The sequence below is a fragment of the Paenibacillus monticola genome (assembly GCF_009664975.1).
Taxonomy (GTDB): Bacteria; Bacillota; Bacilli; order Paenibacillales; family Paenibacillaceae; genus Paenibacillus_AQ; species Paenibacillus_AQ monticola.
In genome coordinates, this window is record NZ_WJXB01000022.1 from 29,078 (window position 1) to 43,145 (window position 14,068).

At 49.6% G+C, this 14,068-nt stretch carries 14 protein-coding genes; all 14 read left to right on the forward strand.

All coding sequences use genetic code 11. From position 1 onward, the window contains the following. Window positions 1-50 precede the first annotated feature (50 nt). Complete coding sequence (spoVT, locus tag GJB61_RS30120) at window positions 51-593, forward strand: stage V sporulation protein T (RefSeq protein ID WP_154122706.1); 543 nt, start codon at window positions 51-53, stop codon at window positions 591-593. Between the two features lie 133 nt (window positions 594-726). Continuing rightward, window positions 727-2,424, forward strand: coding sequence for a putative polysaccharide biosynthesis protein (locus GJB61_RS30125; protein ID WP_154122707.1), 1,698 nt, complete (start codon window positions 727-729; stop codon window positions 2,422-2,424). Window positions 2,425-2,521: 97 nt separating this feature from the next. Further along, window positions 2,522-4,021: a bifunctional methyltransferase/pyrophosphohydrolase YabN gene (gene yabN, locus GJB61_RS30130; RefSeq protein ID WP_154122708.1), complete on the forward strand. Its 1,500-nt coding sequence runs from the start codon at window positions 2,522-2,524 to the stop codon at window positions 4,019-4,021. 317 nt (window positions 4,022-4,338) lie between these two features. Further along, entirely contained in the window at window positions 4,339-4,611 is a 273-nt protein-coding gene (locus GJB61_RS30135) for an HU family DNA-binding protein (RefSeq protein ID WP_154122709.1), read from the forward strand. Beyond that, entirely contained in the window at window positions 4,611-4,889 is a 279-nt protein-coding gene (locus GJB61_RS30140) for an RNA-binding S4 domain-containing protein (protein ID WP_154122710.1), read from the forward strand. The genes GJB61_RS30135 and GJB61_RS30140 overlap by 1 nt, the downstream gene beginning before the upstream one ends. Before the next feature lie 225 nt (window positions 4,890-5,114). Further along, a complete protein-coding gene (gene yabP, locus GJB61_RS30145) occupies window positions 5,115-5,399 on the forward strand; it encodes a sporulation protein YabP (protein WP_154122711.1) in 285 nt (94 codons plus the stop codon). Next, window positions 5,396-5,959 (forward strand): spore cortex biosynthesis protein YabQ, encoded by a 564-nt coding sequence (yabQ, locus tag GJB61_RS30150; protein WP_154122712.1) that lies wholly within the window; start codon window positions 5,396-5,398, stop codon window positions 5,957-5,959. The genes yabP and yabQ overlap by 4 nt, the downstream gene beginning before the upstream one ends. A 22-nt stretch (window positions 5,960-5,981) precedes the next feature. Next, window positions 5,982-6,314 (forward strand): FtsB family cell division protein, encoded by a 333-nt coding sequence (locus GJB61_RS30155; RefSeq protein WP_154122713.1) that lies wholly within the window; start codon window positions 5,982-5,984, stop codon window positions 6,312-6,314. Between the two features lie 127 nt (window positions 6,315-6,441). Further along, window positions 6,442-6,957, forward strand: coding sequence for a S1 domain-containing RNA-binding protein (locus GJB61_RS30160; protein ID WP_154122714.1), 516 nt, complete (start codon window positions 6,442-6,444; stop codon window positions 6,955-6,957). 344 nt (window positions 6,958-7,301) lie between these two features. After that, on the forward strand, window positions 7,302-9,809 hold the full coding sequence (gene spoIIE / locus GJB61_RS30165) for a stage II sporulation protein E (RefSeq protein ID WP_154122715.1): 2,508 nt from the start codon (window positions 7,302-7,304) through the stop codon (window positions 9,807-9,809). Window positions 9,810-10,229: 420 nt separating this feature from the next. After that, window positions 10,230-10,976: a vWA domain-containing protein gene (locus GJB61_RS30170; RefSeq protein ID WP_154122716.1), complete on the forward strand. Its 747-nt coding sequence runs from the start codon at window positions 10,230-10,232 to the stop codon at window positions 10,974-10,976. Beyond that, entirely contained in the window at window positions 10,966-11,904 is a 939-nt protein-coding gene (locus tag GJB61_RS30175; protein ID WP_154122717.1) for a serine/threonine protein kinase, read from the forward strand. The genes GJB61_RS30170 and GJB61_RS30175 overlap by 11 nt, the downstream gene beginning before the upstream one ends. A 77-nt stretch (window positions 11,905-11,981) precedes the next feature. Continuing rightward, window positions 11,982-13,427, forward strand: coding sequence for a tRNA lysidine(34) synthetase TilS (gene tilS, locus GJB61_RS30180; RefSeq protein ID WP_154122718.1), 1,446 nt, complete (start codon window positions 11,982-11,984; stop codon window positions 13,425-13,427). A gap of 46 nt (window positions 13,428-13,473) precedes the next feature. Beyond that, window positions 13,474-14,013: a hypoxanthine phosphoribosyltransferase gene (hpt, locus tag GJB61_RS30185; protein WP_154122719.1), complete on the forward strand. Its 540-nt coding sequence runs from the start codon at window positions 13,474-13,476 to the stop codon at window positions 14,011-14,013. Window positions 14,014-14,068 lie beyond the last annotated feature (55 nt).

A 14,068-nucleotide genomic window follows, 5' to 3' on the forward strand; every position in this document is an offset into this window, starting at 1 on the left:
ATTGAACAGTAGTTGGACCAAACTTCTTTAGAAAGCGGGGCACATGTGAAATGAAAGCTACTGGAATTGTACGCCGTATTGATGATCTCGGACGAGTGGTGATCCCCAAAGAAATCAGACGCACCTTACGTATCCGAGAAGGCGATCCACTGGAAATATTCGTCGATCGCGATGGTGAAGTCATACTGAAGAAATATTCTCCGATCGGGGAATTGGGCGATTTTGCTAAGGAATATGCAGAGTCACTCTTCGAAAGTACAGGACATATTACAATGATTGCGGACCGTGACACCTTTATTACACTTGCTGGTGGTTCCAAAAAGGATTATTTGGATAAACAAGTGGGCGTGCTGCTGGAGAAAGTTATGGATGGTCGGAAAACGGTACTGGAAACGAACGGAGGCAGCTACGAACTTGGAAAAGATCATCAGGAACTGCTATCCTCCTATGTAGCTGCGCCCATCATTTCCGGAGGAGATCCTATTGGCTGTGTAGTAATGCTGAATAAAGATGATTCAGTGAAAATGTCACAAATGGAAGTTAAAATGACTGAAACAGCTGCCGCTTTCCTTGGCAAGCAGATGGAGCAGTAATATCTTTTTGCACTACGGACCCCGCCTTCCTTTGGTATGATGGACAAAGGAAGGCGGGGGTTTTGTTGTCTGGGGCGTACATACGTTATAATATAGAAATTCATCTTATCCTAGTGGTAGAGCAGGTATATTTATGAAATCCACAACTCAGGCTTCCAGATTGCTGCAAGGGGCATTTATTCTTAGTGCCGCAGCCATAATCTCCAAGCTGATTGGTACATTGCAAAAAATCCCGCTGCAGAATTTGGGTGGCGATGCCGTATTCGGTATTTATAACACTGTTTATCCTCTGTATACGATTCTTGTAACGGTAGCCATGCTGGGGCTGCCTACCGCCATATCCAAGTTCGTAGCTGAAGCTTCGGCTGGAAGACGCACTGAGGAAGGCCGGCGGGTATTGCTGCTGGCTGCGGGAATAACGGGTATTAGCGGTTTAGTCATCGGAGTCCTCACTTATACGGGTGCACCGATTATTGCCGTTTGGGTTGGGAACTCGCATGTATTGCCCGCTCTGCGGAGCAGTGCTTGGGGGCTGGCTGTTGTTCCGGTGATGGCCGCCCTGCGTGGTTATTTTCAAGGACTGCATAATATGGTGCCTACAGCAGTGTCGCAAATTGTTGAGCAATCGGTGCGGGTGGCTGTAATGATTGGGCTGCTGCTCTATTTGACTTCGCAGGGGGCTGGAGCGGAGAGCATCGCTGCTGGTGCTCTGCTCGGATCGGCTGGTGGCGGCGCAGCAGGACTGCTGGTTATGCTGCTGTATTGGCGGCGTTACCGCCGTGGTGGCAGCAGGCATGGATCTGTAGCAGAGATTGCAGCCGCAACAGAGGCTGCAAGGCCGGGAGAGCAGATCGTTACTGCTGCTGATACAGTAGGGAGTTCAACCGGGCAGAGCGGAAGCGTGAAGGCCAGCAAGCTGCTGGCCTATGGGGTTCCCGTGATGCTGGGTGCACTGGCTGTTCCGCTCATTGGACTAGTAGATGTATTTACTGTACCCCGTTTGCTATCCGCATCCGCTGGAAGCGAAGGGAACGCAATGGCACAGTTTGGAGTGTACAACCGTGGGTTGCCACTCGTGCAGATTGTAACCATGCTGGCTACTTCGTTGTCTGTAGTGTTCATTCCGGCGCTGGCCGAGGCAAAGTTCAAGGGCGATATGAAATTGATTGAGACCCGCTGCAGCCTGTCATTACGCTGGTTCTGGCTGCTCGGCTTGGCGGCGGCAGTTGGTCTCGCCGTGCTTGCCGTGCCTATTAATGTGGCGCTATATGGCGATACCGCCGGCAGCACAACGATGACCTGGCTGGCCTTCACCGCTGCTGGCGGTACGGTCAGCATCATCTCCGCCGCCCTGCTGCAGGGCTTGGGCTACGTGCGCGCGCCCGCGCTGCACCTGCTGGCCGCAGCAGCGCTGAAGGTGGCGCTGAACCTGCTGCTCGTCCCGCAGCAGGGCATCACTGGCGCGGCCATAGCTGGCGTGGCCGCGCATCTCTTCGCAGCAGCACTGAACGTGCTGCTGCTGCACCGCAAGGGCCATCTGCGGCTTCGCTTCGCAGATGCCCTGGCTAAGCCCGCGCTGCTGCTAGCGGGCTTAGGCCTGGCCGCAGCAGCCGCGAGCTGGGCTGCTGGGCTCGCAGCGACGGCCGCCGGCTTAGGCGGCGGGCGGGCCGCAAGCCTCGCGCAGAGCCTGCTCGGCGTCACTGCGGGCTGCGCCGTCTTCGCCGTAGGGGCCATCGCCCTGCGGCTGCTCAGCGAGAGCGAGCTGCGCCAGCTTCCGGGCTTCGGCCCGTCCCTGGCAGACAAGCTGAAGAAGCTGCGCTTGTTTCCATAAGGCATAACCGGCTACATTATGAGCAGTGCAATCTATATATTACAAGGTAGCCTTTCGCTTGGAGCGATTAAGGGCGCCAAGGAGGAGAGGAACAGGCATGAGCGCAACATTAACAGTGGTAGGCCTCGGGTCCGGAAATCCGGACCGACTGACATTAGGTATCGTCAAGAAGCTTACGGCGGCATCCGTCGTTTATGTACGTACCAAGGAGCATCCGGTCATGGCTGCACTGGCAGAGCTTGAGATTACAGCACAGTCCTTTGATGGGCTGTATGAATCTTTATCTTCATTTCCTGAGGTATATGAGGCTATAACCTCACAATTGATCGAGGAGGCGCGTTCCGCTGCGCCGGGCACGAATATCGTCTATGCCGTACCGGGGCATCCGATGGTTGCCGAATCCGCAGTTTCTCTGCTGCGCCAGCGTTGTCCGGGAGAGGGCATAGAGCTGCAGATCCTGGGCGGTGAAAGCTTTCTGGATGAGGCGTTTGTCCGGCTTGGTTTTGATCCCATCGAAGGTTTCCAACTGCTCGATGCTTCCGGCATTCGCAGCTCCCAGCTTCAGCCTGAGCTGCATACGCTGATAGGCCAAGTATATGATACCTTTACGGCTTCGGAGACGAAGCTGTGTCTGATGGAGCTGTACCCACCTGAATATGAGGTTATTGTTGGACATGCCTTGGGGGTAGAGGACGAAGAATCGATCATTACCGTACCCCTCTATGAGCTGGATCGTCTGGAGGGTTATGGCAACCTGTCACTTGTGTATGTTCCGGCCAACCGTACTGCGGATATCCGCAAGCGTACCTTTGCCCGTCTGCATGAAATTGTCGATATTTTGCGCAGTCCGGAGGGTTGCCCCTGGGACCGGGAGCAGACTCATGAATCGCTGCGTAAAAATCTGATCGAGGAGACCTACGAGGTTCTCGAAACGATAGATGAGGATGACCCTGAACATATGAAGGAAGAACTCGGGGACCTTCTGCTCCAGATTATGCTTCATTCACAAATGGAGGAGGAGCTTGGGACCTTTACCGTGTTTGACGTGATTGAAGGGCTGAATGATAAGCTGATCTTCCGGCATCCGCATGTATTTGGCGATCAAAGTGCCAGTGATGCCACAGAGGCACTGCAGAACTGGGAAGGCATGAAGGCAGAGGAGAAACGCCGCAAGGGCTTGAAGCCAGAAGAACAATCTGCTCTTAGCGGTGTTCCCCGCGATCTGCCAGCATTGATGAAGGCCTATAAACTCCAGAAGAAAGCCTCCAAGGTAGGTTTCGACTGGGATAATGTGAGTGATGTTCTAGCCAAGATTCGCGAGGAGCTGGATGAACTGCAAGAGGCGATTGATACGGGTGCATCGGAGGATGAGCAGCTTCTGGAGCTGGGGGATTTGCTGTTCGCTGCCACCAATGTGGCTCGTTTTATTGGAGCAGATCCGGAAGAGGCATTAACCCGCACCAACCGCAAGTTCGTCAATCGTTTTCAATATATTGAACAAAGTCTGTTGCGTAAAGGAACAACTGTACAGCAAAGTAGTCTGGACGAAATGGAAGCTTTATGGCAGGAAGCCAAGATCCAGGAGCGGAAGGTATAGCGACGGCTATTCTAAACTTGCTTCGGATTCTCTTTTAGCGGTATATGTCCGCCCAGATGCGGCAATGCTGGTAAAGCAGTGTCATAAATCTCTGATTTGAAATAGAGATAGAGGTTTATAATGTAATAGTGCTAGAGCCGGAGCTTTAGCGGCGATTTTTGAGAAATAGCATTTTCTTTTTTAAAAATCGGCGAGTTGTGGCAGGATTTTAGAATGGCATCAAGAATATCATAAAGACGAAATGACGATTTTCGCCATTGTTTGGCTGTGAATCTCGTTTCATTTATTTTTTTGTATCCTAGGAGGAACTTCAAATTATGAACAAGACAGATTTGGTAAACAACATTTCCGAGAAAAACGGATTGGCAAAAAAAGAAGTAGAAGCAGTATTGAACGGGTTTTTGGGCGAAATTACCGAAGCTTTGGCAAAAGGTGATAAAGTTCAATTGATCGGTTTCGGAACTTTCGAAACTCGTAAGCGTTCCGGACGCACAGGACGCAACCCACAAACGGGTGAAGCGATTGAAATTTCTGAATCTACTGTTCCAGCCTTCAAGGCGGGAAACAAACTTAAAGAAGCTGTCAACTAATGCGTCTCGATAAATTCCTGAAAGTATCCCGGTTGATCAAGCGCCGTACCGTGGCGAAGGATGTGTCCGAACAGGGCCGGGTATTAATTAACGGACGGGAAGCCAAACCGAGCAGTACAGTCAAGATCGGAGACGAGATTACCGTACAATTTGGTCAAAAGCTCGTGACGGTTCAAGTGGAAAAGCTGGTTGAAACCACCCGCAAGGACGAGGCTGCCGGTATATACACTTTACTCAGGGAAGAGCCTGTTGCCAAAAGCAGCGGTCTGGACTGGTAAATAGTTGATTGCTTTAAAATTGTGCAAGAAGGTGCAGTTCTACATCACGTAGAACTGTGCTTTTTTTGTTGAAATATAAGAATGTATAGGTTTCACACGATAACTTATCCTTATATTTCTCGAAGAAACGGATGCCGTTTACCTATCTATTTTTAAAAAAAATCGTAAAGTTCTATATTATCTCCCTTCACCATAGATTAGGGGTAAGAAGGAGGGGTACATGCTATGACCGAGCCAGTAAAGGTTAATAAACAGCACGATTTGCACATGCGCAGTCGTAAGCAGTTGGAGTTGACGGGTGTACAAAATGTGGAGAGTTTTGATAGTGAGGAGTTTCTACTCCGTACAGAACTTGGCCATCTCACCATTCGCGGGAATCATTTACATATCAAAAACCTAAGTCTGGAGAACGGAATATTGTCACTTGAAGGCAATGTCCAGTCCTTGATTTATCTTGATCCCGGAGCGCACGGTAAAAATAAAGGTTTACTCGGCAAGCTATTTAAATGAATCCTGCGACCCAGTGGCTAACGCTGCTCTATATGATGCTGGCCGGGTCAGCTATGGGACTGGCCTATGACAGCTACCGGGTGCTGTCACTGAAATTACGGTTTCCCAAATGGTTGAACGCCGCGCTGGATCTGATGTACTGGATATGGGCGGCCTTGCTTGTATTTCGCATGCTGTACGCAGGTAATCAGGGACAATTGCGAGTGTATGCTTTTCTGGGACTCTTTCTAGGTGTATGGATCTATTTTTTGATCTTCAGTGTTACGGTACGGCATTTTGTGGTAATGTTAATTCAGTCAGTTCAGTATACGTGCAGACTGCTATGGAGACTTGTAGAAATCTTGATAGGTGTGCCACTGCTTTGGCTTTGGCGTTTTCTTAAGGGACTGCTGAAGCTGCTTGGACGTATTCTTTTATTCATACTAAAATTGTTGCTGCGTCTGACGAAGCCGATTTGGGTACTACCTGTAAGGTGGATCTCTCCGCATGTATCGCGGCTGGCTCACAGCGCCTGGATCAGGAGATACACCGAATGGATCACCAAACGATGGAAACGCTGACCTTGAAGTGGGGGTACGCTGCATGAACAGATTCTCTGCGGAAGAGAAGGCCAATCATAGTAAATCTTCGGCCGCAGGCGCGAAGAGAAGAAGAGTCATATGGACACTTTTTATCGCCGTTTTTTTCGGTTGGGCGGGGTATGTGTTTTTTGCCCAGAGTGCGCTGATTGCGGACAAGAGCAGCCAACTGGCCAAGAAGCAGGAAACCAATGAGAGTGTTACGGCATCTTTGAATCAACTGAAATACGAAGTATCGCGTCTGAATGATGACGAATATATCGGTCAACTGGCGCGTAAATGGTATAATATCTACCCGCAGGGCGAAACTCCTATCCGAACAGAGCAATCGGAGTGATCAAGTGACCAAAACAGGCTTTTCACTCTGTTGCCTTGCTTTCCTCTTTACTGTATAATCAAATCACCGCAGACTGGATGACCTTAATATTCGTCTGTATATTTTTAAGGGAGGATCATTTTATTCTATGGCAATTGAAGTGGGCACCAAGTTAGAGGGCAAAGTGACAGGCATTACGCATTTCGGAGCATTTGTGGATCTGTCAGGAGGCGTCACAGGTCTCGTTCACATCTCGGAAATCGCCGATAATTACGTCAAGGATGTTAACGATCATCTGAAGATAAGTGATGTAGTAACAGTCAAGGTGATCAACGTTGACAAGGATGGTAAGATCGGACTTTCCATTAAGCAGGCTGTAGATAAGCCGGCATCGGAAGTACGTCCTCCCAGAGCTCCAAGACCTGAACGTCCAAGCGGTGGAGATCGTTTTGGCGGTGGTGGCGGAAGTGGTGGAGGCGGCGGAGGCGGCGGTGGTTTCAATCGTGAACGGGGAGGGCGTGGTGCATTTAACAAGCCTGTAGCCGGTAAACCTTCATTCGAGGATAAAATGTCACGTTTCCTGAAAGATAGTGAAGAACGGATATCTTCGATCAAGAAGAACACAGAAGGAAAACGCGGAGGCCGTGGAGCCAAGCGTGATTAATTAAATACTGGAATTCCATAAATAACCGCTGGGGCGTTTCGCCTTTTGCGGTTTTTTTGTCGGGACTAGACAAATTGCCGACAGCATCCATCCCATTCTCACATAACTCTGGGGCAATCGCTGGCGAATGACTGTAAACGCTTTTCAACATGTGAGGTTGCAGGATACTTCAAAAGAGAACAACCGACTGCTCTATAAGGGTTAAACCCGAATTTACAAGTAATGTCGGGACAGGCTTTTTTGTCGGAAATTTCTTGGGATTGGCTCTCCGTTTTTGACAAACTTTCTCAGAACTGTCCGCTTATAATGAGAACCATAAATTCTTAAACGGGTGGTGTTGAGAAATGGGTAAAAGCAATGTGGTGAATTTGCCGGAGTGGACAAGAGCAGGAAGCAATGACAAAGATGAGAAATCAGCTTGGGGAGTGCGCGTGAAGTCCTGGAGTCAGAGCCAACGGTGGATTCAGCTTATGTCAGCCAAGAAATGGATGCTGCTGCTGAGCTTTATGGGTTTCCTGCTGGGAAGAGCCATGATATTGGACGAGCTGTCCCCCTTTGCCGCAGCTTTCTTTGCCGTCGTTGTGTTTTTGCGCAGAGATTCTATATTACCCGTGGCAGGAGCTATTGTGGCAGGAAGTCTCTTCACCCCGTTCCCTGGCGCATGGGTTATCACTGCAGAGTTGATTATTTTCTTTCTGGTTTATAAGGGATTGGAGAGTTTCCAGCGAATAGATTTAGCCTATGCTCCACTTATGGTATTCGTGTCCTCTTTTATGGTTGGCCTGTTCCAGGTTGTCATCGGCCCGTCCATTACCTGGTATCCACTGATGATGATGACACTCGATGCTCTGCTTGGATTCGTACTCACTTTGGTGTTTCTGCAAGCCCTTCCTTTGCTAACCTATCGACAAAAAAGTCGAGCTCTACGAAACGAGGAAATTCTCTGCCTCATCATTCTGCTGGCTTCTGTCATGACTGGCCTTGTGGGCTGGAGCGTCAACGGCTTATCCCTAGAGCATATCTTATCCCGCTACCTAATACTGCTGTTTGCGATGGCCGGTGGCGCACCTCTTGGTGCAGCTGTAGGGGTGGTTACGGGGCTGATTCTCAGCTTGGCCGATATCGGTGCGATCTATCAGATGAGCTTGCTGGCCTTCTCTGGAATGCTCGCAGGTATGATGCAGGGAGGGAAAAAAGGTGCAGTATCTATCGGAATGCTCCTAGGGTCCAGTATTCTTTCCGTTTATTTTACGGGTCCGGGTGAGATGATGGCTTCCACATGGGAGACCTGCGGAGCGGTTCTGTTATTTTTGCTGACACCCAAGGGACTCATTTCGGCCATTGCCAAATATGTACCAGGCACAACGGATCATAGCCGATCCCAGCACGAGTATGCCCGCAGGGTAAGAGATCTAACAGCGGACCGGGTCACGCAGTTCTCACAAGTATTCCAACAGCTGTCCAGCAGCTTTGGCCAGATCCCGCGAGCCGGAGATGCTGGTAAAACGGACCGTGAAATGGAGGGCTTTATGAATACGGTGACGGAAGGAGCTTGCTCCAGCTGCATCCGGCGTTCACATTGCTGGGATGCGAAATTTTATCAAACCTACAGATATATGACAGATATGATGACTACCATAGAGGAATGTCCAGAGATTACAGCTGCCCAACTTCCCCCAGAGTGGAACCGAATTTGCGGTAAAACAGGAGAGGTGCTGGAAATGATGAAAGGTCAATATGATCTTTATCAGCATGATATGCGGTGGAAGAGACAAATATACGATAGCCGTCAATTTGTTGCGGAACAGCTTTCCGGAGTGTCACAGGTAATGGAGGATTTGGCCAAAGAAATCAAACGTGAAGGACAGGCGATGTATCGTCAGGAAGGCCAAATCCGTGAGGCGCTGGAGAAACTTGGTTTGTCTATCCATAGTATTGAGATTATGAGCCTGGACCCTGGACGCGTAGAAATCGAAGTGGTACATGCCTACACCAGGGGCTTTGATGAATGCCGCAAAATGATCGCTCCCCTCCTTTCAGACATCCTGGATGAGAATATAGCTGTCGTTTCTGAAACGGCTGTACATCCCCGCGAGGGTCTATCGATGGTTACCTTCGGCTCGGCAAAGGCGTACGAGGTAAGTACAGGTGTGGCAAGTGCTGCCAAGGGCGGAGATATGCTGTCAGGTGACAGTTACAGTACGATGGAGCTCGGAAATGGCACCTTTGCCGTATCGATCAGCGATGGAATGGGGAATGGGGAACGGGCGAGAATGGAGAGCAGTGCTGCACTCGGAATGCTTGAGAAGCTGCTGCAGTCCGGTATGGATGAGAAGCTGGCTGTAAAGTCCGTGAATTCCATTCTGCTGCTGCGCTCTCCTGACGAATTCTATGCCACCGTAGATATGGCACTGATCGACCAGTATTCGGCGCAGACCATCTTTATGAAGATCGCTTCGGCGCCGAGCTTTATACGGCGGGGCAGCGAGGTCATTCCAATAACGGCCAGCAATCTGCCTATCGGAATTATTAAGGATATTGAAGTCGATTTGGTCAGTATGCAGCTGCGTCCGGGTGATATTTTGATAATGATGACTGATGGTATTTATGATGCGCCCGGATATGCCGTTAATAAAGAGATATGGATGAAACGATTAATCCAGGAGCTGGAGGGTGATGATCCTCAGGATATGGCCGATAGTCTGCTGGACAAAGTAATCCGCTATCAGGGAAATGAGATTCAGGATGATATGACCATCATTGTCAGCCGCCTCGACCACTTTCACCCGGAATGGTCCAGCCTGCATATGCCCGGAATCGGCCGGATGGACCGCCCGCGTGTTGTTAGCTAGCTCTTATCAGTTGAACTTAAGCTTTTGTATGCTCTTAGTACGCGCAAAGCGCCGTACCTATGATCCGGCGAGTAATGCCTATAACTCGCCTTCAGCCTGCTCTCTCCCGTTTGAAAAGCTGCTGACTCAGCGGCGTAATCTTTAGAGTTTAAACATGGAAGTGATATACGGAACGAAGAGAAATTTTGGAGCTGGAGAAGCGTTAGCGTTCGCCTTTATTCTCTGATTTCAACCGTTAAGAACGGTTCCAATCAAGAAATCAGAGAATAACAGCGATCGGAAGTCCAAACATTTCTCGTAGTTCCCCTTAATTCACAACTGTTTTGATCTAAAGCTTTCCCCAAAAAGCAGAGTTTGAAATCTCTCATTTCTGGATATGCTAGAAACAGAGGTTCCAAGACAAAGGGGAGTGGATGGGTCATGAAGCAAATTTTGCTCATTACTGACGGTTGTTCGAACGTAGGGGAGAGTCCGGTGATGGCTGCAGCGCATGCTCTGCAGGAGGGGATCACCGTTAATGTGGTGGGTGTTGTAGATTACGGAACGATCGGTGAACTGGGAAGCCGGGAGATTGCTGATATTGCCAAAGCGGGTGGCGGGATCAGTCGGATCGTCGGAACGCCACAATTGGCGCAGACCATGCAGATGATGACACGCAAGACCGTGGTTCAAACCATCCAGCAAGCGGTTAATAAAGAGGTAAAAAAAATATTAGGCGAAGGCTCTTTGGAAGCATTGCCTCCGCTTCAGCGTTCACAGGTAGTTACCGTCGTGGATGAGCTGACGGAGACGTCGCCGCTGCGCATCGCACTGCTGATCGACGCGAGTGCAAGCATGAAGCCGAAGTTGGGCGCAGTCGAGGACGCCATCCGTGATTTGGCGCTTAGTCTGGAAGCCAGAGAAGGCAGCAGTGAAATTGCCGTATTCCATTTCCCTGGCCGCTCTAGTGGTGAAGAGGCCATGCTTGATATGGATTGGACTCGTGATCTATCGGGAATTCGCTCGCTGTTCTCCCGTATGCGGATGCGGGGGGCAACACCGACAGGGCCGGCTATTTTCAAGGTGCTTGAACATTATCGTTATGATACACTGGATAAACATCGTGACCGCCATCCGGCACAAGATCACGATGAAAGAGAAGGGATGATTGGTGGGTATGTCGTCTAATCCGCCCTATCCTGCTGGCACCGTAATTATCGGCAAATGGCGGGGGAACCGTTATGTTGTGGAACGGCTGCTGGGAAGAGGCGCGAACGGAACCGTATATCTCGTGCAAAGAGAGGGAAGACGGGAGCGCTACGCGCTAAAAATCGGATACGACACGCTTGATCTGCAATCGGAGATCAATGTGCTGACTACTCTGCAATCACGCCGCAAGCGCAACGAACATCGCGCCCGCCAGGAATCTCCGTTATCTTCCTATTTGCTGGAAGCTGATGATTTTGCGGATGGCAACAATGTTCCTTTTTATGTAATGCGGTATGTGGAAGGCAGACCTCTGCACCTTTTTTTATCCAGGAATGGATCTTCATGGCTCGGTCTGGTGGGGTTAAAGCTGCTAGATAAGCTGCGGGGACTGCATGAGTGCGGTTTTGTGTTTGGTGATTTGAAGCCGGAGAATGTTATGGTATCCGATTATGGGGAAGCGGAGCTAATCGATTTCGGTGGTGCGAGTCCTCTGGGGCGGAGCGTAAAACAGTTTACTGAATGGCATGACCGGGGGTTCTGGAATGCTGGCAGCCGGACAGGCGATGAGAATTATGATCTTTTTGCCTTTGCTGTGCTTTGCCTTCGCTTGCTTAATGAAGAAGGGCTGAAGACAGCTGCCCTGCAACTGCCCCAGATGAGAAGTACGGATGAATTGCTTAAACTGGCCAGAAAGCTGCCGGATAAGAAGCTGTCCTCATGGTTGAGCCTAGCGCTCAAAGGAGGGTTTTCCGGTTCTGCAGAGGCTTTAGAACTTTGGGAAAATCATATCTATAAGACACGCAAACGGGAGCCGGAAAGTATGGCCACTCCTCGTTGGCTGAAGAATGCCTTTGCCTTATCGCTATTTTTACTTGCTTTCACCATTTATTGGGTAATCCGTTTCTGAAACAATACATACAGCTGAGATGCTGACCCAACCGGTCAAAACCTCTGCAACCGACCGGTCGAGAAAGGAAGCCGCATATGGAGCAAATGAATGGACTGGTGGAGTCTGTACAGGAGTCAGCAGCCGAACATGAGCTGTGGTCACCTCATGACACCATTGTAGTCGCAGTTTCCGGAGGTCCGGATTCTGTGGCTCTTTTGCGTGTTTTACATGACATATCTTTGAATCGGATGCCGTTAACCCTGATATGTGCCCATGTGAACCACGGATTTAGACCCGAGTCGCCGGACGAGGCGGAGTTCGTACGCAGTATAGCTGAGGAACTGGGACTGGTCTTTGAACTGGGGGTATTCGATATCCCCGCGTACATCAAGGAGAGCGGTCTTGGACCGGAGGGGGCGGCCCGAGAGAAGCGTTATCAGTTTCTGATTGAAACAGCACATCGCTATGGAGCCCGTTCTGTTGCTCTGGCGCATCATGCCGATGATCAGGTGGAGACAGTGCTCATGCGCATGTTGCGCGGAAGCGGTCTTTCAGGGCTAGCCGGAATGCGCTGGAAAAGAACCGAAAAAAAGGTGGAACTCATTCGTCCCTTCCTGCGTATTAACAAAACAACTCTTGTCGATTTTTGCCAGAAGCAGGGTTATGCTTATGTTGTAGATGCCAGTAATCTGCTGACGAAGTACAAGCGAAATGCTGTTCGACTGGAGATTCTTCCTTTTCTGGAAGGGTATAATGGCCGAGTCAGACAGTCGCTCCTGCAGCTCGCGGAGATTGCTGGTGCGGAAGATGATTTTATGGAAGTTACTACGGCAAAATACTTTGAAGAGCTGGTTTCGAAGGTGCATGGTAAATATACCTTTGACAGGGCTTCATTCGCCGCCATACCCTTCGCTTTACAACGGCGTTTGATTAAACTAATATTAAATTATCTGTCAGCGGATTCATCCGTTGCCGATTTCCCCAAAATAGAAGCCGTGCGTCGGGGAACGCTGCAGGACTACCCCACAACGTGGAGTCTGGATTTAGGTGTAGGTCTGACTTGTGTGCGGCAATATGATACAATCTTGTTCTCGTCCAAGCCCTCACAGCGGCAGGCAAGCTATACATATCGGTTATCTTTACCTCATCCCCGGCTTAGGCTGGACGAAATAGGGAAAGTGATGACGATGGCGGTGCTGGAGAGAGAAAGCTTTTTCGTAAAGGGGGAGGACTCCGGGAAGATGTCGGCATGGTTTGACAGTGATGAACTGGTCTTCCCACTGACAATTCGTTCCCGATTGCCTGGAGATACCATAAAGGTTATGGGATTAAACGGAAGCAAAAAGGTAAAAGATATTTATATTGATGACAAGATACCTTCTTCCGAACGCTCTGTGATTCCCCTCGTTTGTGATGGTTTAGGCAATATCGTCTGGATTCCGGGTGTTAGACGCTCGATGCATGCCGCAGTAGGGCGGCACACGACCTCGGTGCTTCTGCTGTCTCTCCAAGAACTGGATGAGAGTGTAAGACAACCGTAATGGTCGAAGTAAATCTTTCATAGAATAACTTAGGAGGTTTCGCAAGTTGCAAAACGATATTCAGGAAATTTTGATCAGCGAAGAAGAAATTCAGCAAAGAGTTAGAGAGCTTGGTGCACAACTGAGCGCTGAATATGCAGGCCGTACCCCTTTAGTGATTTGTGTACTAAAAGGTGCGTTTATATTTATGGCAGATTTGGTTAAAGTCATTACTGTACCTGTGGAGATGGATTTCATGGCTGTATCCAGCTATGGAGCATCCACTAAGTCCTCCGGTATTGTCAAAATCATTAAAGATTTGGATGTGCCAGTAGAAGGACGGGATGTCTTGATCGTTGAAGACATTATCGACAGCGGTCTTACACTCAGCTATTTAATTGAGCTGCTTCAAGGTCGCAATGCTGCCTCTATTTGTGTAGTTACCCTGTTTGATAAGCCGGCAGGCCGTACAGTTAACCTGGAAGCCAGCTACACGGGTTTTGTATTGCCCGACGAATTTGTAGTAGGCTACGGATTGGATTATGCTGAGCTTTATCGGAACCTCCCTTACGTCGGAGTGCTAAAGCCTGAGATTTATTCCAATTGATATTGACAGCCTTGGATCTACGGATCAAATTCAAGGACCTTCATTATTTGAGGTG

What these genes read in the sequence shown, in the direction of transcription:
- spoVT (WP_154122706.1), top strand. Translation starts at nt 51, where the DNA reads ATGAAAGCTACTGGAATTGTACGCCGTATTGATGATCTCGGACGAGTG.
- GJB61_RS30125 (WP_154122707.1), top strand. Translation starts at nt 727, where the DNA reads ATGAAATCCACAACTCAGGCTTCCAGATTGCTGCAAGGGGCATTTATT.
- yabN (WP_154122708.1), top strand. Translation starts at nt 2,522, where the DNA reads ATGAGCGCAACATTAACAGTGGTAGGCCTCGGGTCCGGAAATCCGGAC.
- GJB61_RS30135 (WP_154122709.1), top strand. Translation starts at nt 4,339, where the DNA reads ATGAACAAGACAGATTTGGTAAACAACATTTCCGAGAAAAACGGATTG.
- GJB61_RS30140 (WP_154122710.1), top strand. Translation starts at nt 4,611, where the DNA reads ATGCGTCTCGATAAATTCCTGAAAGTATCCCGGTTGATCAAGCGCCGT.
- yabP (WP_154122711.1), top strand. Translation starts at nt 5,115, where the DNA reads ATGACCGAGCCAGTAAAGGTTAATAAACAGCACGATTTGCACATGCGC.
- yabQ (WP_154122712.1), top strand. Translation starts at nt 5,396, where the DNA reads ATGAATCCTGCGACCCAGTGGCTAACGCTGCTCTATATGATGCTGGCC.
- GJB61_RS30155 (WP_154122713.1), top strand. Translation starts at nt 5,982, where the DNA reads ATGAACAGATTCTCTGCGGAAGAGAAGGCCAATCATAGTAAATCTTCG.
- GJB61_RS30160 (WP_154122714.1), top strand. Translation starts at nt 6,442, where the DNA reads ATGGCAATTGAAGTGGGCACCAAGTTAGAGGGCAAAGTGACAGGCATT.
- spoIIE (WP_154122715.1), top strand. Translation starts at nt 7,302, where the DNA reads ATGGGTAAAAGCAATGTGGTGAATTTGCCGGAGTGGACAAGAGCAGGA.
- GJB61_RS30170 (WP_154122716.1), top strand. Translation starts at nt 10,230, where the DNA reads ATGAAGCAAATTTTGCTCATTACTGACGGTTGTTCGAACGTAGGGGAG.
- GJB61_RS30175 (WP_154122717.1), top strand. Translation starts at nt 10,966, where the DNA reads ATGTCGTCTAATCCGCCCTATCCTGCTGGCACCGTAATTATCGGCAAA.
- tilS (WP_154122718.1), top strand. Translation starts at nt 11,982, where the DNA reads ATGGAGCAAATGAATGGACTGGTGGAGTCTGTACAGGAGTCAGCAGCC.